At 62.2% G+C, this 17,298-nt stretch carries 15 protein-coding genes; 4 read left to right on the top strand and 11 right to left on the bottom strand.

Features of this window, described 5'->3' with window-relative positions:
* The 8 genes from VKV28_15635 to VKV28_15600 all read right to left on the bottom strand — a co-directional run.
* On the bottom strand, positions 1–608 hold a 608-nt coding region (locus VKV28_15635; GenBank protein ID HLH78236.1), incomplete at its 3' end, for a hypothetical protein.
* A gap of 11 nt (positions 609–619) precedes the next feature.
* Positions 620–1,171, bottom strand: coding sequence for a hypothetical protein (locus tag VKV28_15630; protein HLH78235.1), 552 nt, complete (start codon positions 1,169–1,171; stop codon positions 620–622).
* Positions 1,168–1,653 carry an rRNA maturation RNase YbeY gene (ybeY, locus tag VKV28_15625; protein HLH78234.1) on the bottom strand — a complete coding sequence of 162 codons (486 nt, stop codon included), beginning with the start codon at positions 1,651–1,653 and terminating at the stop codon, positions 1,168–1,170. The genes VKV28_15630 and ybeY overlap by 4 nt, the downstream gene beginning before the upstream one ends.
* Position 1,654: 1 nt before the next feature.
* A complete protein-coding gene (locus tag VKV28_15620) occupies positions 1,655–2,593 on the bottom strand; it encodes a PhoH family protein (protein HLH78233.1) in 939 nt (312 codons plus the stop codon).
* A 194-nt stretch (positions 2,594–2,787) separates the two neighbouring features.
* On the bottom strand, positions 2,788–5,463 hold the full coding sequence (gene alaS, locus VKV28_15615) for an alanine--tRNA ligase (protein ID HLH78232.1): 2,676 nt from the start codon (positions 5,461–5,463) through the stop codon (positions 2,788–2,790).
* Between the two features lie 63 nt (positions 5,464–5,526).
* The gene (gene recA / locus VKV28_15610) at positions 5,527–6,591 is read right to left on the bottom strand and encodes a recombinase RecA (GenBank protein HLH78231.1); all 1,065 of its coding nucleotides are present in this window, start codon (positions 6,589–6,591) and stop codon (positions 5,527–5,529) included.
* A gap of 234 nt (positions 6,592–6,825) precedes the next feature.
* Positions 6,826–7,419, bottom strand: a complete 594-nt coding sequence (gene thpR / locus VKV28_15605) for an RNA 2',3'-cyclic phosphodiesterase (GenBank protein HLH78230.1) — start codon at positions 7,417–7,419, stop codon at positions 6,826–6,828.
* 8 nt (positions 7,420–7,427) lie between these two features.
* Positions 7,428–8,267, bottom strand: a complete 840-nt coding sequence (locus tag VKV28_15600; protein ID HLH78229.1) for a DUF3108 domain-containing protein — start codon at positions 8,265–8,267, stop codon at positions 7,428–7,430.
* Between the two features lie 66 nt (positions 8,268–8,333).
* On the opposite strand from VKV28_15600, the gene VKV28_15595 reads away from it, so the two are divergent.
* A complete protein-coding gene (locus VKV28_15595) occupies positions 8,334–9,098 on the top strand; it encodes a HEAT repeat domain-containing protein (protein ID HLH78228.1) in 765 nt (254 codons plus the stop codon).
* Positions 9,099–9,126: 28 nt separating this feature from the next.
* On the opposite strand, the gene VKV28_15590 is transcribed toward VKV28_15595, so the two are convergent.
* From VKV28_15590 to VKV28_15580, 3 genes are all read right to left on the bottom strand, one after another.
* A complete protein-coding gene (locus VKV28_15590; protein HLH78227.1) occupies positions 9,127–10,353 on the bottom strand; it encodes a DUF1501 domain-containing protein in 1,227 nt (408 codons plus the stop codon).
* An 18-nt stretch (positions 10,354–10,371) separates the two neighbouring features.
* Positions 10,372–11,925 (bottom strand): DUF1800 domain-containing protein, encoded by a 1,554-nt coding sequence (locus tag VKV28_15585; GenBank protein ID HLH78226.1) that lies wholly within the window; start codon positions 11,923–11,925, stop codon positions 10,372–10,374.
* A gap of 345 nt (positions 11,926–12,270) precedes the next feature.
* Complete coding sequence (locus tag VKV28_15580; GenBank protein HLH78225.1) at positions 12,271–12,714, bottom strand: DUF721 domain-containing protein; 444 nt, start codon at positions 12,712–12,714, stop codon at positions 12,271–12,273.
* A 408-nt stretch (positions 12,715–13,122) separates the two neighbouring features.
* Here VKV28_15580 and VKV28_15575 point away from each other — a divergent pair, with 408 nt between their 5' ends.
* The 3 genes from VKV28_15575 (at position 13,123) to VKV28_15565 (ending at position 17,243) form a co-directional block, all read left to right on the top strand.
* Entirely contained in the window at positions 13,123–15,855 is a 2,733-nt protein-coding gene (locus VKV28_15575) for a vitamin B12-dependent ribonucleotide reductase (GenBank protein ID HLH78224.1), read from the top strand.
* 591 nt (positions 15,856–16,446) lie between these two features.
* Complete coding sequence (locus tag VKV28_15570) at positions 16,447–16,797, top strand: hypothetical protein (protein HLH78223.1); 351 nt, start codon at positions 16,447–16,449, stop codon at positions 16,795–16,797.
* A 107-nt stretch (positions 16,798–16,904) separates the two neighbouring features.
* On the top strand, positions 16,905–17,243 hold the full coding sequence (locus tag VKV28_15565; protein ID HLH78222.1) for a polymer-forming cytoskeletal protein: 339 nt from the start codon (positions 16,905–16,907) through the stop codon (positions 17,241–17,243).
* The last annotated feature ends 55 nt before the right edge of the window (positions 17,244–17,298 follow it).

Genomic DNA, 17,298 nt, shown 5'->3' with positions numbered 1-17,298 from the left:
ACCGCCCCGACCATCAGCGTGGTCAGCACCGAGAGTGCCCACACCTTTACGCGATGAGCTCTGGGGGGAGCGGTGAGGACGGTATAGATGACCGCGTTGAAAAAAACGATAAGGGCCGAGATGCCATAGACGCCGGTGAATTCGGCGAATTGAATCAAACTTAGATTGCGATAGGCCGTGTAGCCAAGCAGGTTCCAGGGAAAGCCGACGGGAAAGAAGCTGCGCAGCCATTCTGCCGCGGTCCAAGTAATCGGCAGCGTCAGCAGCCAGGGCAGGTGCAGGCGACGGTTAATAAAGGCTGCCACCGTCAGCGCGACGGTGGAATAAAGTGCCTCGACCAGCGCGAGCAACAGCATCGGTCCGATCGCTACCAGCAGTGAAGTGCCGGCAAAGCTGTGAAGTGGGATGACCGCCCAGTACAGACCGCCGATGAACAACGCCAGTCCCTGCACCAGCGAATAACCGAATACCCGCGGCAACGGCTGTCCCTCCAGCGCAAGGAAGAGCGGAATCAGCCCGATCCAGGCCAACAGGTTGAGGTCGAACTTGGGAAAGGCAAGCGCCAGCAACGCCCCGCTCAGCACGGCCAGCGCGATTCGAGTTAACACGCTCGGGGGATTCATGCGGGAGGGGTCAACGCGTTAAGCGGCAGGACGCCCGCGCATGGGGGTCGGCCGGCAAAACGCTGGTAAATAACATCGACATCGTGCCAGCTTTCCACCAGGGCCAAGGCCTGAGTGGAGGTAAAACAGAGATCGCCTGGAATGCGCCATTCGTGCTCGAACGTCCAATCCACACTTTTGGCTCCGCTCAATTCCAATCCAACCACCCGCCATTGCTGTTCGGCCGCCAGCAACTGGGATGCCTCGCGCCGGGGCAGATAGATTGCCGGGCGAGCTCCTTGGGCGAAGGCGTGACGGCGGTCAAGCGCGATCCCGAAGGGTTGATAACGGCGGCGGGCCCGGGGCTCGAGCAGTTGGCCCACTTGCTCCAGGCTCAGGTCGAACAGACAGACCACGGGCCGGCGGCCGGCGATCATGCGGCCGCTGGCGCGAATGCGCCCCTCCTGCAGGATCGCTTCCAGATTATCCAGCGCGCTGGCAACGGTCGAGGCGCGCGTAAAATGCATCAGCCATTGGCGGGGATGGGGCAGCGCCGAGAGGGTAGTCATGAGCGCGCACCGACTCTAGCAAGCGGCGTGGCGGCCAGCAGCGCAAGCAGCTCGCGCTCGCGCCCGAACATCAAGCGGGCCTCGCGCCGTGAGCGCTCGTGATCGAAGCCGAGCAGATGCAGGAAGCCATGCACGAGCAGCATTCGTAGCCGCTCCGCCAGTGGAAGGTCCATCCGGCGTGCTTGGCGGGCGGCCGTCTCCAGCGAGATAACGATATCGCCCAAGGGCAACGGTGTACTGCCTTGCTTTGCGCGGCCGATGGTCAAGGGGTCATCGAACTGGGGAAAAGAAAGCACGTCGGTGGCACGATCGTGCTGGCGGAAGCGCTGATTGAGCGCGCGGATAGCCAAGTCGCCGGTCAGCACTAAAGACAATTCCGCCGCGCGCAGCCGATATTCGCGCAGCAGGCGGCGCGCATCGGCGCCCACCGCGCCAGCCAGGCCGCGCCCGGCGGCCAGTTCGCAGGTAACCTGGACCTTCACCTCAGGGATTGAAGCGGTTGCCGTTGAGAGGTACGGCCGACTCGCCGCTGGCCGACTCGTAAGCGGTGATAATCGCCTGCACCAAGCGATGGCGAACCACGTCGCGCTCGTCGAAGTAGACGAAACTGATGCCGTGGGTATCGCTCAGCACAGTGCGCGCTTCCTTAAGTCCCGATAATTTGCCGCTGGGCAAATCGATTTGGGTGATATCGCCGGTGATGACCGCTTTGGAATTGTAGCCCAAGCGGGTCAAGAACATTTTCATTTGCTCGGAGGTGGTGTTTTGGGCCTCGTCCAGGATGATGAAGGAATCGTTCAGGGTGCGCCCCCGCATGAAAGCCAGCGGCGCTACCTCGATCGTGCCGCGCTCCAGCATCCGGCGCGCACGATCGTAATCAACCATGTCATGCAGCGCATCGTAGAGCGGGCGCAGATAGGGGTTGACCTTCTCCGCCAGATCGCCGGGTAAAAAGCCCAGCCGCTCGCCTGCTTCCACCGCCGGCCGGCATAGAACCATCCGGGTGACTTGGTTTTTCATCAGCGCCGCCAGTGCCATCGCCATCGCTAGGTAAGTCTTGCCGGTGCCGGCGGGGCCGATGCCGAAGACCACATCGTGGGTCCGCATCGCGTCGATGTAGAGCTTCTGATGGATGCTCTTGGGGGTGATGATGCGCTTGTGGGCGGAGATGTAAACGGTGTCCAGGAAGATATCGCGCAAGGAGGCATTGCGGTCGCTGCGCAGGATGCGCAGCGAATAGTCAACGTCGCTGGGGTAAATCGGGTAGCCGCCCTTGAGCAATTCGTAAAGCTCGCTTAAGAGCTTGCTCGCCAAGGCTTGCTGAGCCGGCTGGCCGCCGACTTTCAGCGCGTTGCCGCCAACCCCGATGCTAACTTCCAGCCCCTGTTCGATGGTGCGAACGTGGGCGTCATTTTGCCCCAACAGATCGCTGAACAGGCGCTGATCGTCGAAGTGAAGCTCTAGGAAATCCTCGTTAACTGTTTGTGAAATGGCGGTAGTCGTCCTCCTTTAATATTGCCGGCAGTCGCGTCTGCGCGGCCGCCCCTTACTCCAACTTACTAACGCACCAGAACACAACTTGACTTTAACCCCTTCATAGGCAAAGCGATACTGGCTCAGCGCCGGCCCAGCCATGCGCCGGCCTCGTCTAGGGCCTGGTCGAGCTTGGCGGGCAGATGGCCACCGGCCTGGGCGAAATCCGCCCGGCCGCCACCCGAGCCGCCCACCATGGGGGCTAGATGCTTGATCAGATCGCCTGCCTTGACCCGACTGGTGAGGTCGGGCGTGACCGCCGCTAGCAGTGCCACCTTGTCCTCCATCACCGATCCCAGCACTACCACCGCCGAGCCCAATTGCTGGCGGAGTTGATCGGCGAGCGGACGCAAAGCAGCCGCTTCCACGCCGATCAGCTTGCGGGTTACCAGCTTGATGCCGTTAAGCTCGCGCACTTGCTCCTGAGCGGGCGCGGTGGCGGTGCCGGCGGCCAGCTTGGCTTCTAGCGAGCGCAGCTTGCGTTCCAGCTCCTTTTCGTGCGCGAGCAGCCGCTGCAAGCGTTCCAGAGCGGCCTCGTCGGGCGCGCGCAACTGCTCTCCAATCTCTCGTAGCAGTGCTTCGCGCCGGCGCACGGTTTCCAAGGCGCCGGCGCCGGTCTGGGCTTCGATGCGGCGCACGCCGGCGGCCACGCCGCTTTCCCCCGTCAGCTTGAATAGACCAATTTCACCGGTACGTGCGACGTGCGTGCCGCCGCACAGCTCCACCGAAAAGTCGCCCATCCGCACCACGCGAACTCGATCGCCGTACTTGTCGCCGAAAAAGGCCAGGGCGCCCGACGCCAGGGCGTCGGGGTACGCCATTTCTTCCACCGTCACGGGCGCATCGGCGCGAATGCGCTGGTTGACCTCCGCTTCTATTTCCTGCAAATCGACGGACGAGACCGCGCCAGTATGGCTAAAGTCAAAACGCATCCGCTCCGGTCCCACGTAGGAGCCGGCCTGATGGACCGAGGTTCCCAGCCGTTCGCGCAGCGCGGAATGCAGGATGTGAGTGGCCGAATGATTGAGCATCGCGGCCGTGCGCCAAGCCTTGTCAACCGCGAGCCTGATCGCTACACCAGGCGCGAACTCGCGTCCGTTGCCGGCGCGCAGCACGCCCACGTGGACGATCGCGCCGTCGGCCTTGCGAGTCTGCAGCACTTCGATTTGCGCGCCGCCGGGACCGCTGATCACGCCGCGATCGCCGACCTGACCGCCGCCCTCGGGATAAAAGGGGGTTTCTGCCGTCACCAGCTCAATCCGGCCCTGCTCGCCCTCGTGAACGGCCAGCACCTCGGATTCGCCGCTCAGATCGTGATAACCCACGAAGCGCGACCTGATCTCGCCCGTAAGACGCAACTCGGGGGCGTCGGTGTTTTCCTTGCGCGCGCCGCGGGCGCGGGCCCGCTGCTGTTCCATTAGCTGCTCGAAGCCCGCTAGGTCGACTGTCCCGCTATAGTCCCGGCACACCGCTTGGGTAAGGTCGATCGGAAAACCGTAGGTGTCGTGCAGTTCGAACGCGAGATTGCCAGGGAGTGTGCGGCCGCCGATGGAAAAAGCCGAGCCTGGAGGGGGCGGCGTGAAGAAATCACGGATCCTTTTAAGGCCGGCCTCGACAACAGTGCTGAACTGCTCTTCTTCTGCCGATACCACCTCACGGATAGTCGCCTGGTGGCTAACGAGCTCGGGATAAGCGCGCCCCATCGCATCAACCACGGTCTCACAGACCTCGCTTAAGAACGCCGTGTGTAGCCCCAAGCGGCGTCCATGCCATGATGCGCGACGAATCAGCCGCCGAAGAACGTATTCTTGCCCGTTCTTGCCGGGACGAAGACCCTCTGCTGCCAGAAACGCCACCGCGCGAGAGTGATCGGCGATCGCACGATACGAGATGTCCAGATCTGGCCCCTGTCCGTATGTCGCGCCGGAGCCCTGAGCGTCAACGAGTTGGGCAATGCGCCCGATGACGATTTGGAAGAGGTCGATATCGTAGTTGCCCAGCGTGTGGCCGACTTCCTCGCTTTGCAGTACTGCCGCGACCCGCTCCAGCCCGGTCCCCGTATCGACGTGGGTCATCGGCAGCGGGGTGAGCACGCCCTGGGCGTCGCGGTTGTACTGGATGAAGACCAGGTTGGCTAGTTCGATGAAGCGCGCGCAGCCCTCGACGTTGACCGCGCAGGGCTGGCCCTGATGGCCGCGGCCATCGCACGCGGCGCCGCCGCGGTCGATATGAATCTCCGAGCATGGGCCGCAGGGCCCGGTCTCGCCCATCTCCCAGAAGTTGTCGGCCTCGCCAAAGCGCAAGATGCGCTCGGCGGGCAACACCCGCAGCGCGCGCCAAGCCTCATAGGCCTCTTCATCGCTCGTGTAGACCGTAGCCCACAAGCGCTCCGGCTTAAGCCCCCAGACCTTGGTGACCAACTCCCAATGGAAGGCGATTGCCTCGGCCTTGTAGTAATCACCAAAGGACCAGTTGCCCAGCATCTCGAAGAAGGTGTGGTGGTAGGTATCGCGGCCTACCGCCTCGAGATCGTTGTGTTTACCGGAAATGCGTAGGCATTTCTGACAATCCGCCACTCGGCGCACCGGCGGCGTGCGCAGCCCCAGGAAATAGTCTTTGAAGGGCACCATCCCGGCGTTGGTGAACAGCAGGGTAGGATCGCCTTTGGGGATCAGCGGAGCCGAGGGCTCGATCCGATGGCCGTGGCGGGCGAAAAAATCCAGGAAGGACTGGCGGATAGCGTCTGTGGTCCAATGCATGGCAGCAATATTGTAGCCGATCGGCGCGGCGGAAGTTGATAGTAGGGGCCGGCGGCGCCGGGCTTAGTCGCCGGGCTTACGCTTGGGCGCGGCGACGCCGTCGGGCGGGTTGGATGAGTCTGTGTTGGCTTCGGCCTTGGGGGTCAATTTTTCGCGGACCTGGGCCTCGACTTGGGCCGCCAGCGCGGGATTGGCCTTAAGGAACTCGCGCGCGTTCTCGCGCCCCTGACCTATCCGCTCGCCGCCGTAGGAATACCAGGCGCCCAGCTTCTCGATAATGTTGTGTTCGGCCGCGATATCGACCAACTCGCCTTCCTTGGAGATGCCCGAGCCGTAGAGGATATCGAATTCGGCCTCGCGAAAAGGGGGCGCGACTTTGTTTTTGACCACCTTGACCTTGGTGCGCGACCCGATCACGTCATTACCATTTTTGATCGTGCCGATGCGCCGGATATCGATTCGCAGCGAGGCATAGAACTTAAGCGCGTTGCCGCCGGTGGTAGTCTCCGGATTGCCGAACATGACGCCGATCTTCATCCGGATCTGGTTGATGAAGACCACGATGGTGCGCGAGCGGGCGATAATCGAGGTCAGCTTGCGCAACGCTTGAGACATCAGACGAGCCTGCAGACCCATCTGCGGCTCGCCCATCTCGCCTTCGATTTCAGCCCGTGGCACCAGCGCCGCCACCGAATCAATCACCAGCACGTCAATCGCGCCCGACTGGACCAGGGTTTCGGCAATCTCCAGCGCCTGCTCGCCGTTGTCGGGCTGTGAGATCAGCAGGTCCTCGACCTTGACCCCAAGCTTGCGCGCATAGCTTACGTCCAAGGCGTGCTCGGCATCGATAAAGGCGCCAATCCCGCCTAGCTTCTGCGCCTCCGCGATACATTCCAAGGCCAGGGTGGTCTTGCCCGAGGACTCCGGGCCATAAATTTCCACCACTCGCCCGCGCGGCAGACCACCGACCCCCAGGGCCAAGTCAAGGCTGAGCGAGCCGGTAGAAATAACCGCAATATCGCGTTCGATTGCGTCTTCGCCCAGCTTCATGATCGAGCCCTTGCCGTACTGCTTTTCGATCTGACTCAGCGCCAGTTCCAGGGCCTTGCTTCGTATATCTTGAGCCACGGGGGCACTCCGCGCGTATCGGCCAGCACTGAAATTGCGGCCGGCCAGTTTAAGTTGCCACATCTTTGCACAAAATGGTGGCCAGGGCGCTAGTTGGCCGCGCAAAAAGTCTCCACCGCCTGCGTTCCCTCCCTTTATTTCTCGTGGTCCGGGGGGGTGAGCAATCAAACTCTTTCCGCGTCGCGTGCAAATGTCGCCCAGGCCCGGTCCTTTGGCACTCTGACATCGCGTGCATCAGGGTTTGTCCCCAGGTCCACCCTCCAGCGCAAATTCATGCAGTGGGAGGTAGGTCGCTCCCCCGGCCCCCAGCCGGCTCTGATATAGGACGAGCCGGTCGATAGCCGAAGTGCTCAAGCATCGATCCGCTGCCCGGCGCAGCGCCGGCCCCAGCTCGCCTCCCAGGCGAGAGCCGCCCCGCATCCGCCCCAGGGTTAGATGGGGCACCAAGGGAGCGGCCGGCGGAAATCCTGCGGCGCGGACCGAAGCCTCGACTTCGGCCGCCAAGGCCTTTAGGGGATCGCTGCGTATACCGACCCATAGGACACGCGGGCGGGTTGAGGGGAAGCTGCCGGTGCCGCGGATCTCGATCGTGAAGGGCGGGGTGCGAGCGGCAATCGCGGCCAAGCCCGGAGTGAGCGCGGCCAGCAGCGCGGGTGCAACCTGGTTGCCTAGAAAACGCACGGTGACATGGAAATTGGTCGCTCGGGTCCAAGCCACCTCAGCCGACAGCAGACGCAATTCGGTTTGGAAGGCTGCCACCGCGCTCGCCGCTGCCGGCTCCAGACGCAAGGCCACGAAGGCGCGGATTAGGGGGTGCGATTGGATCATTGCGCCGCCTAGGTTCCGTCCGGGCCGATCCCGGCCAGGTCGACGTAGAGCCGGCCCACGAAAGTGTCGGCCATGATACGCACCGGAATGTGGCGCGAATCGGCGGTCAGCCAAACCACCACCTGCTCGACCCGATAATGGTCGCGGCCCGCCGAGATGTATCGCAGGTTAGGTAAGACTTTCAAAGTGGCCAAGTTATCGCCTTGGTCGGTGGCCAAGGTTTCGCGCCCGCGCACGGCGAAATCGAACACGTAGCGATTGGTGCCGACAAAGACGTCGAAGGTAAGGTTGTCGCCTGCCGCCAAGGGCTGGGAGAGCGCCAGCAAGGCGCCGGCAATAGGTCCGACCGGATGGCGGGCCACAAAGCGCTTGGTTTCCGTGCCGTGCGAGGTATGGCGGCTGGCTTCCACCACTCCCTCCCGTGGCTCGAAATGCACCACGTACTCGCTGGTGCGGCGGTTCTCGCGTTGTTTAATCGTTAGCAGATGGGTGGTCAGCTCCTCTGCCTCCAGCACTTCGTGCAAATGGGCGCGAAACTGGTAAAACACTGCAATTACCGGATTGGTAGTGACCCAGACATCTCCCGCCCAGCTCCCCGCGCGCGCGGGTTCGTTGCTTAACGTCACTCGGGCCAACGCCACTGGCAAGCCCATCCAGCTAACCCGATAACGCAGCTCATCGCCGGGATGAAACTGCACCTTGCCCGGGTGGTAGGCGGGAATTATCAGGCCGGCAGGAAGATTGGGCGAGCTGGCCGCCCACAGTAGCGGTCCTGCCAGTAGTCCCAAAGCGAGCGCGCCCAGCCACGGTGAGCCGCGCCGTCTGCGGGCGTTAGCCCGAGGTTGCATTTCCTAAGCCTATCATCGATGATCTGTGCCACCTGCGATGAGTTTTTTGGGCCGGAGGTAGTGACGATGTTTAAACCGCGGCTGTTCGCAGCAGCAATCGGCGCATTCGGATTGATCGCCCTGCCCGTGATAGCCGCGGCGCAAGCCAATATGGCGGGGCAGGCGGCGGCCTTGCCCCAGATAGCCCCGATGGGCGGGGTGTTCGGCGGTGCCAATGGGGGCAGCACAGGCAGTCACGCCGATATCGAACAGCAGATGAGAGCCGCCCAGCGCGGCCTCAACGATGTCGATCCCAAAGTCCGAGTGGAAGCGCTGCGCAAGCTGCGCGACATTAAGGATCCGCAAGCCAACGTACTGCTGCTGCAAGCGCTCTCCGATCCAGACGCGCGGGTGAAGATAAAAGCTATTGATATGTTGGGGGCGCGGCAAGTCCACGACGCGGTGCCCTTGCTCAGCCAACTGCTGTTTTTGCGTTCAGTGGAGCCGGCGGTCAAACTGCACGTCGCCGCCGCCCTAGGTCGAATCGGTGACTCGCGCGGGGCCAAGCCAATTATCGAATACGTCAACGAGACCAACGACGAGCGGAGCCGAGGGACCGCGATTTATGCCCTGGGCGAAATCGGCGATCCCAGCGCGATCGACGTGCTCTCGACTGCCGCCACCGAGGATCCCTCGCCGATGGTGCGTCATCTGGCCCAGGAAGCGATCGAGAAGATCAACGGCGAGTTGCCCAGCAGCAATCCGATCAAGGCTGCCAAGGTATTGGTGCCAACCGATCAGAAGCTGGCCAAGCTGCGAGAAATGGACGCCAAGCTTAACGATTTCCGCTAAATCCCGGCGCAAATACAGATTAGTCGGCTCAGGCAGCCAACAATTGAGGGCCTCGGCCACGGTAAGCGGGGAAAATTTGCCCCAGCGCGTGGTCGGAAAGTTTCAGATGCGTGCTCAGGATCGACGATAGCGGTGCGCGAAAGTCGGTGGTGACTGCCAGATCGCGCCCCTGGTAGAGCTGTTCAGGGGCCAGCCCGGGCCAAGTGCCGTAAACTTTGCCGCCCCGCACCGGCCCGCCCATCACCCACATTACGTTAGCATGGCCGTGGTCTGTGCCGCCGTTGCCATTTTCATGCACGGTGCGGCCGAACTCCGAAATCACCACAATCACGGTTTCGTGGTAAGTTGAACCCATCGCGCCAATCAGTGAGAGCAGCCCTTCGCTCAGGGGACGCAGATGGTTGGCGAGCTGACCGCCGGCGGCGCCTTGGTTGACATGGGTGTCCCAGCCAGCCAAAGCGACAAAAGCCAGCCGGATACTCGGATCGCGCCGCATGAGCCGCCCCAACCGGGTGGCGTCCTGGGCAAAGCCCTGATTGGGCAAGGGCGCTCCGCCGGCCGCCACCGTCATGTCCTGCTGAAGTTCTGCCAGCAGGCGGCGGCGCGCCGCAACCCCTTCCTGAAAGGCCGCACTGAGGGGATCGCGTCCTGCGTACATGCGGGCGAAGGAGCTGTTGACCAGTGGTCGGTCCAGCGCGATTGGCTGCGCGGCAGCGCGGCCGGTAGCGAGGTTAGCGACCGGCTGCGGACCCGCCAGGATGCGTGGCGGAGTGGGCCCCAGATTGAGCGCCTGAGTAGGTGAGTGCGGCGCGGGCAATTCGGTTAGGACCCGGTTCATCCAGCCGGTGGAGGTAGTCTTGACTCCAGGTGTGCCGGTTTCCATGTAATCCTGGGCGTCGAAATGTGAGCGCGTGGGATCGGGTGACCCGCAGGCTTCGACAAAGGCCAGGCTGCGCTCGCGCCACAGCGGCATCAGCCCTGCCAGCGCCGGGGGAAGCCCGAAGTGGCCGTCGAGATCGAGCACTTGGCTGGCGGGGACCGCGATAGTGGGCCGCAGCTCGTAATAGATGCTCTCCCCGTGCGGCACCACCACGTTCAGGCCATCGACCGCGCCGCGCAGGAAGATTACCACCAGCCGCGGCGACTGGCCCGCCCCCGAGGTTGCCGCGCGCGCCGCCCAGGCCCCGGGTCCGAGCAAGAGCACGCCGCCTGCCCCTAGCATCAAGGCGTTACGTAGAAATTCCCGTCTTTCCATCGCCGAGGCCTCCAATGATTAGCGGCGCATAAACTCCGGACTGCCCAGGATAAGCGCGCTCTGTAATTGCGCTGGGGCGGCGAATACCGCCTGTGCGGTCGAATGGCTGAAGCGATTGCCCAGGGTGCGCGCCAAGTTATCGCGGTCCGGCGCCGGCATCGTCGGCGCTCGCGCAGGCCCCGAATCGGCCATCGCCAACTTGAGCGGCTGCGGACGCGTAAAGCCAGGTGCTTGGTCCAAGGGCAGATGGCCGGTGCCCAAGGCGGTGGCGAAGCTGAGCCGACGCATCAGGCCGTCGGGAGTGAGCCACGCCTCCTGCGTGTTCTTGTAGCCGTCAGGGGTTGGGCAGCCATAAAGCGGCATACCCAACAGGAACAGCGTACCGGCCAGCGGCTGCACATTGCGCGGGTCGATCCCCAGCGCGCGTACCGCCGAGACCACGTATTGGTAGGGAGTCTTGAATTTGGCGCCGTAGCAAGCCGGGTCCCGAAACTCACGACTGGCGAAGAGCGTTGCCAGGACGGTGCCAATGTGACCGTCGCTCTCCTGGTAACTCTCGGCTAGACGCGCGACCAGTGCTGGTGGCGGCTGGTCGGCGACGAAAAGCTGCGCGAGCTGAAAGCTCAGATGGCGGGCGGTGGCCGGATGGCGGGCTAGGATATCCAGGGCCTCCTCGCCTTCGCTGATTCCGCGGCCGCCAATGGTGTGTCCCAAGAACTGCTTGTCGCCGAAGTCGTGACGGCTGGCATCGAAGAAAAAGCCAGTGGGCGAGATCTCGTCGGTTACGGGCGGGGGCGGGGTGAAGGGTGCTCTGAAGAAGGGAAAGAAGGGACCATTCGCCCGCCGTGTCCGCCGGCGCTGGAAGCCCGCAGCGCCGCGCTTGACCAATCCCCAGCCAGTGAAGATCCGCGCGAGCTCGGTTACGTCGCGCTGGCTGTAGCCGCCATTGACCCCCAGCGTGTGCAGCTCCATTACTTCGCGGGCGTAGTTCTCGTTGAGCCCGTCGAAACGGCCGCGTGCCCCAGGTGTGCCGGGACCGGTGTTGAGCCAGTTATCCAGGAAAAAAAGCATCGCGGGATGCTTGGCGGTGGCGCCCAGAAGGTCGCGAAAGCGCCCCAGGGTGTGCGGCCGAATCGCTTCCTGCTCGTACGAAACGGTCCACAGGTAATCCAGCCCCTTGCCCGCAAAGACATTGAAGTGATTGAACCAGAAATCAGTCATCACTTCCTGGAGTTGGCGTGGTCCCCGGATGGCGCGATAAAGGCGTGCCTGCACGCCTTCTTGCATAATTACCCGAGCGCGCTGGCGCGCCGCTTTCATCGCGAGCGGATCCTTCGGCGCGCCCGGCGCTTTTCGCGGCGGGCCATACTGCGCGAACAACTCCACCGGGGTCAGATAGAGTGTGGGCCAGGAGCGCACGCGCTCGGAGAAAGCTTGGGGGACCGGGATGGTCTGGGGGCGGAGCTGCTGGCGAATATAGCCGTCGATCGACAGCTGCTGCACCCTGCTCAAGTCACCAGGCGCCGGACCGAAGGCCAGCCGATTGAGAACGTGAATCGCCTCTGCGCTCATAGGTAATGCGCGGTGGCCGCGACGATTGCGGGGCCACCTATCGCCCTCATAGACGTAGCGCGCAAGCCAAGCGCTTACATCGTAGCGAGCGGCGATCTGTCGGGGCGGGCGAGGCGCAATAAGGACGGCGTCGGTTGCCTGACCGCCCGCGTCTGAGGTGCCACGCTGTGAGATTTGTGTGGCCGCGTTCAGCGCCACGCGCGGGCGAAGTCAGCTTATCTATGCGACGCAGTGCTAGTTATTTTACCCAGGCGGCAGGTTTCAGCGCGGCTTGGCGATAAAGCGATGGTTGCGTAGCTGCGCGACTGTCCATGGGCAACCCTCACAATCGCGCGATTTGTCCGCTTAGCGGGGGGAGCGGCCCCAGGCTTCGATCAGGCTGTCGAAGGCCGCTCTCAGTTGCGGATCCTTGAGCTCGGGCAGCGCCACCGAGCGGCGCACCAGGCGAGGCGGACTTGGTTTGGGCGCGTGGCGGCGGCTGAGCGCGCCCTTGACGAAGCGTAGATCGCGCACCGAGTCATCGCCCAGCCGCGCTATTAGCTGGCGCAGGATTTGGCGGCTCATCATGCTGAGCTCCTGAATCCACATCGCGTTGCTGACCTTGACCACCACGGTGTGAAACTTGAGTCCGCTTATTTCGGTGTGGCGCGCGATGTCGTCGCCCACTACTTCGGGCCAGATTTTGACCAGTCGAAACAGGGCGAAATGGCCGTCGCGATCCAATTCGTCGAGCACGCTGGTGAGCGCGACCCCGATGCGCTGGGGTTGTTTTTTTCGCTGGGCAGCCATTTTCATCCGCAGCCACTCGACGCTAAAGCATTTTGCTCTTTGGCGGAAGGGGAAAAACCGCGCCGACCGCATGTGATAGACTAACAAGGGCTGGACCCACGCTCAGCAACCCGCTGCCAAGCCAGGCTACGCCGCAGAAATTGTCTAGAAAAATTTAAAAGATCCTAAAGAGAAGTTGACATCTCGTCGCCTTTTTGAAATACCAGTCACACCAAGGGCAAACCACAACATGTTGGGTCATTCACATACCTGTGGACACATTATGGACGGGCTGTTGACAACACTTCGCTTTAGTTTCGTGACGACGAATAGGTTCGGCAACGAAGCGCTTTTGGGTGCCGGGCGGGCGGCGAGGCTATCGGCGATGCTGTGGACGGGGCTGTGGAGAAGATAGGAGGAGGGGCGGGGATGGCTCAGATAACGGACAAGCGGCTGAGCGAGCGGAGCGAACCAGCCAATCGCCGCGGCGCCCGCCTGGGGCGGCTGTTCACCAAACCTGGGGTGGACCCGATGAGCGAAGTGGAGTGGGATCTGCGCTCGGCGGTGATCGTGGGCGAAGACGGACGGGTGGTCTTTGAGCAGCGCGAGGTCGAGGTGCCCAAGAACTGGTCGCAGACCGCGACCAACGTGGTGGTCTCCAAGTACTTCCGCGGTCCGCTGGGCAGCCCCAAGCGCGAGACCAGTGTCCGCCAACTGATCGGCCGAGTGGTTGATACGATCACCGGGTGGGGCGAGCAGCAGAACTATTTCGCCGACGCTGCCGAGCGCGACACTTTCGCCGCCGAGTTGACCCATCTGCTGGTGCGCCAGAAGGCCTCCTTCAACAGTCCGGTGTACTTCAACGTGGGGATCGAACCCAAGCCGCAATGCTCGGCCTGCTTCATTCTGCGGGTCGAGGACAACATGGAATCGATTCTGGCCTGGTATCGCAACGAGGGCATGATTTTCAAAGGCGGTTCGGGCGCAGGTGTCAACCTGTCGGCGCTGCGCTCGGCGCGCGAGAAATTGTCCTCGGGCGGCACGGCCTCGGGGCCGCTGTCGTTTATGAAGGCGGCCGACGCCTCGGCTGGAGTAATCAAATCCGGGGGCAAGACCCGGCGGGCGGCCAAGATGGTCATTTTGGACGCCAACCACCCCGACATCGAGGACTTCATCAAGTGCAAGATGGAGGAAGAGAAGAAGGCTTGGGCGCTGATTGAGGCCGGCTACGACAGTTCATTGGATGGGCCGGCGTACGGCTCGGTATTCTTCCAAAACGCCAACAACTCGGTGCGCGCCGACGACGATTTCATGCAGGCGGTGGTCAACGACGGGCAATGGCAGACCCGCTATGTAAAAGACGGAACGCCGGCTCAGACCTATCGCGCGCGCGATTTGATGCGGATGATCGCTGAAGCCGCCCATGTTTGCGGCGATCCGGGGATGCAATTCGACACCACCATCAATTCCTGGCACACCTGTCCAGCCAGCGGCAGGATCAGCGCCTCCAACCCGTGCAGCGAGTACATGCATCTAGATAACTCGGCCTGCAACTTGGCCTCGATCAATCTGCTGAAATTTTTGGACGAGCGTGGCGAATTCGACGTTAGGGGCTATCGCCACGCGGTCGATATATTGATTACCGCCCAGGATATCGTGGTTGACAACTCCTCCTATCCCACCGAGGAGATCGCGCAAAATGCCCGCGCCTATCGAGAGTTGGGCTTGGGCTACGCCAATCTGGGCGCGCTGCTGATGGCCTTGGGGATGCCCTACGACTCGGATCAGGGGCGTAGCTACGCGGCTGCGCTCACTGCGCTGCTGACCGGCGAGGCTTATCTCCAATCGGCACGGCTGGCCGAGAGCATGGGGCCGTTTTCGGGCTTCATGCCCAACCGAGAGCCGATGCTCAAGGTGATCGAGCGCCATCGCAGTCATGCCTATAAGCTGGACAGCGCGCATGTGCCGCTGGAGTTGCAGCGCGCCGCTCGCGAGGTCTGGGACGAGGCCAGCAAGTTGGGCCAGGTGGTGGGCTATCGCAACTCGCAAGCCACTCTGATTGCGCCCACCGGAACGATCGCTTTCATGATGGACTGCGATACCACCGGGATTGAGCCCGATATTGCGCTGGTCAAGTACAAGAAGCTGGTTGGCGGCGGAATGCTCAAGATCGTCAACAACACGGTGCCGCGCGCGCTCAAGCGCTTGGGTTACGATTCCAAGGAAATTCAGGAAATCGTCGAGTATATCGACGAGCACGAGACTATCGAGGGGGCGCCGGCGCTGGCCGCGCGCGACCTGCCGGTGTTCGACTGCGCCTTTACTCCGCGCGCGGGCGCGCGTTCGATCCATTATCTGGGCCACATCCGGATGATGGGCGCGGTACAGCCCTTTTTGTCGGGAGCGATTTCCAAGACCGTCAATATGCCGGCCGACGCCACCGTCGAAGAGGTTGCCGAAGCTTATTTGACGGCCTGGCGCTTAGGGGTCAAGGCGGTGGCAATCTATCGCGACGGCTCCAAGCGCACCCAGCCGCTCAACACTGGCAAGAAGGAAACGGCGGCTACGGCGGCTGCAGCTTCAGCCGAAACCAACGCAGCTCGACCGGCGCGCCGCAAGCTGCCCGACGAGCGCCGTTCGCTCACTCACAAATTCGATATCGCCGGCCACGAAGGCTACATCACAGTGGGGCTGTATGAAGACGGTACGCCCGGCGAGATCTTCGTGAACATGTCCAAACAGGGCTCGACTATCTCGGGTCTGATGGACTCGTTTGCAACCGCGATTTCCTATGCCCTGCAGTATGGCGTGCCGTTGCAATTCCTGGTCGATAAGTTTGCCCATATGCGTTTCGAGCCCTCGGGCTTCACCAAGAACGGGCAGATTCCTTTCGCCAAGTCGATCATCGATTACCTGTTTCGCTGGATGGCCTCCAAGTTTCTCGACGTCCAGGCTCAGCACGAGGTTGGCTTGGTGCTCGATGAAGGACTGAGTAGTGCGCCGCCTGCGGCGACCGCTGCCGGCGCGCGCGCCAGTTCTTCACGGCAGGCATTTTTGAATCAGCAGGATGCGCCGCCATGTCCGGATTGCGGCTGCATCATGGTGCGCAACGGCGCCTGTTATAAATGCAATAACTGCGGCACGACCAGCGGTTGCTCTTGAGGCTGGTGGGCGCGGTTCAAGGTTGATCCCGGGGAAGGCGGCGCGAGGCGGCACTCCGGCGGGGTGGACGGGTGGAGCGGCGGTGGTGGTTGGGTGAGGGCAGAGAGGAGAGAAGTTTCCAACTCTTCCCCGGGATCGCGATAAGCCGGGCGGGCCAAGCTGCCCGGCACGATGGCGGTGGCGGTGGTGGCGGGTGACACGTGAGGGGGCCGACTTGGTCGGCCCCCAAGCTTATTCAGCCAAAGAGTTGTCGTTGCTGCTACCCCTGCCGGCTTAAGCTCCAGATTTGTCCTGAGCGAAAACCGGCGAGCCGCCGTGCGATTACTCCCTGGCTCCCAGCACGTTTGTCCAACTTGGCTGCCCGCTGGTGGCTATTGACCGCTGAAAGCGGCTCTGCCCAGCAGCCTGGCACCGTCATTTCGAGGTTTCGAATGCTCTCTCCAGTCGGGCTGGCAAACGCCTAACTGTGTCAAACTGGGTCGTTAGCGTATAGGAAATTCAGCAAAATCGTGTCATAAAAACCCAGCCTGCGCCTCCAGACTCCACCGGACCCTAAATTGTCCTTGGCAGCGGACTTTTGAGAAACTTTGCATGAAGAAGAGAATTTTTGTCGCGATCTTTGTGTTGGCTGCCGGGACGCCGGCTTGGGCTGGTGATTACCAGATCTATTCTTGGCAGCCTCGAACCCAGGTTGCGGTCAAATCGTTGACCTGCGATAGCTTCCTGCAGGCACGCCATGCCGCAGCCGTGCTCGATGTTCTACACATTCTGGCGCCGCTGCCAGGGTTTGACAGCCATTTTGCCATGATCAATGACAGCGCGGATCCGCTGCGGACTTGGGTGATGCGAGCCAATGAGCCTTACGAACCGCACGAATATTTATGGACCGGCGAACGCAAAAGCGAGAAAAATAGCGATTCTCACGGGCAAGCGGGAGAGTGAGCTCGGAACTTTGTCTCTCTTTATTTTACCTCTTCCTGCATGCATTATGATTGGCAAGCGCGGACTCAGCCGCGAAACTCACCGATAATCTCTAAGAGGCAAAGTCAATGGCGAGCGAGGAGTCCGAGTCGCGGATCGGTAAGGGCGCCAAAATCAACGGGAAGCTTCAGTTTAGCTCCAGTGTTCGGCTGGAGGGCGAAATCGAAGGCGAGATCAGTGGCAAGGAGATCGTGGTGGCGGAGAGTGCGGTGGTCAACGCCAAGCTGATCGCTGATCGGCTGGTGGTGGCAGGCACGCTCAATGGCGAGGTGGTCGCCCATCAGATGGTCGAATTATTGGCGAGCGCGCGAGCCCAAGGAACGCTACGCACGCCCAAGCTAATTTTGCACGAGGGCGCGGTGTTCGAGGGCGATTGCAAGATGCCGCGTGATCGGATTGCCGCTTGATCCGCATGATTGCCCTCGCGTAGGCTAATCTAGTCGCTGTCGGCGGGCAGCACGC

Source organism: Candidatus Binataceae bacterium, assembly GCA_035294265.1.
Taxonomy (GTDB): Bacteria; Desulfobacterota; Binatia; order Binatales; family Binataceae; genus DATGLK01.
The sequence above is the reverse complement of the archived record's forward strand: the minus strand, read 5'-3'. Positions and strand labels throughout refer to the sequence as shown.

Bases quoted from the DNA above. Each gene is read 5' to 3' on its own strand.
- VKV28_15585 (HLH78226.1), bottom strand. From the start codon at position 11,925: ATGAGCGCAGAGGCGATTCACGTTCTCAATCGGCTGGCCTTCGGTCCG.
- VKV28_15580 (HLH78225.1), bottom strand. From the start codon at position 12,714: ATGGCTGCCCAGCGAAAAAAACAACCCCAGCGCATCGGGGTCGCGCTC.
- thpR (HLH78230.1), bottom strand. From the start codon at position 7,419: ATGATCCAATCGCACCCCCTAATCCGCGCCTTCGTGGCCTTGCGTCTG.
- VKV28_15595 (HLH78228.1), top strand. From the start codon at position 8,334: ATGTTTAAACCGCGGCTGTTCGCAGCAGCAATCGGCGCATTCGGATTG.
- VKV28_15630 (HLH78235.1), bottom strand. From the start codon at position 1,171: ATGACTACCCTCTCGGCGCTGCCCCATCCCCGCCAATGGCTGATGCAT.
- VKV28_15590 (HLH78227.1), bottom strand. From the start codon at position 10,353: ATGGAAAGACGGGAATTTCTACGTAACGCCTTGATGCTAGGGGCAGGC.
- alaS (HLH78232.1), bottom strand. From the start codon at position 5,463: ATGCATTGGACCACAGACGCTATCCGCCAGTCCTTCCTGGATTTTTTC.
- VKV28_15565 (HLH78222.1), top strand. From the start codon at position 16,905: ATGGCGAGCGAGGAGTCCGAGTCGCGGATCGGTAAGGGCGCCAAAATC.
- VKV28_15600 (HLH78229.1), bottom strand. From the start codon at position 8,267: ATGCAACCTCGGGCTAACGCCCGCAGACGGCGCGGCTCACCGTGGCTG.
- VKV28_15575 (HLH78224.1), top strand. From the start codon at position 13,123: ATGGCTCAGATAACGGACAAGCGGCTGAGCGAGCGGAGCGAACCAGCC.
- VKV28_15570 (HLH78223.1), top strand. From the start codon at position 16,447: ATGAAGAAGAGAATTTTTGTCGCGATCTTTGTGTTGGCTGCCGGGACG.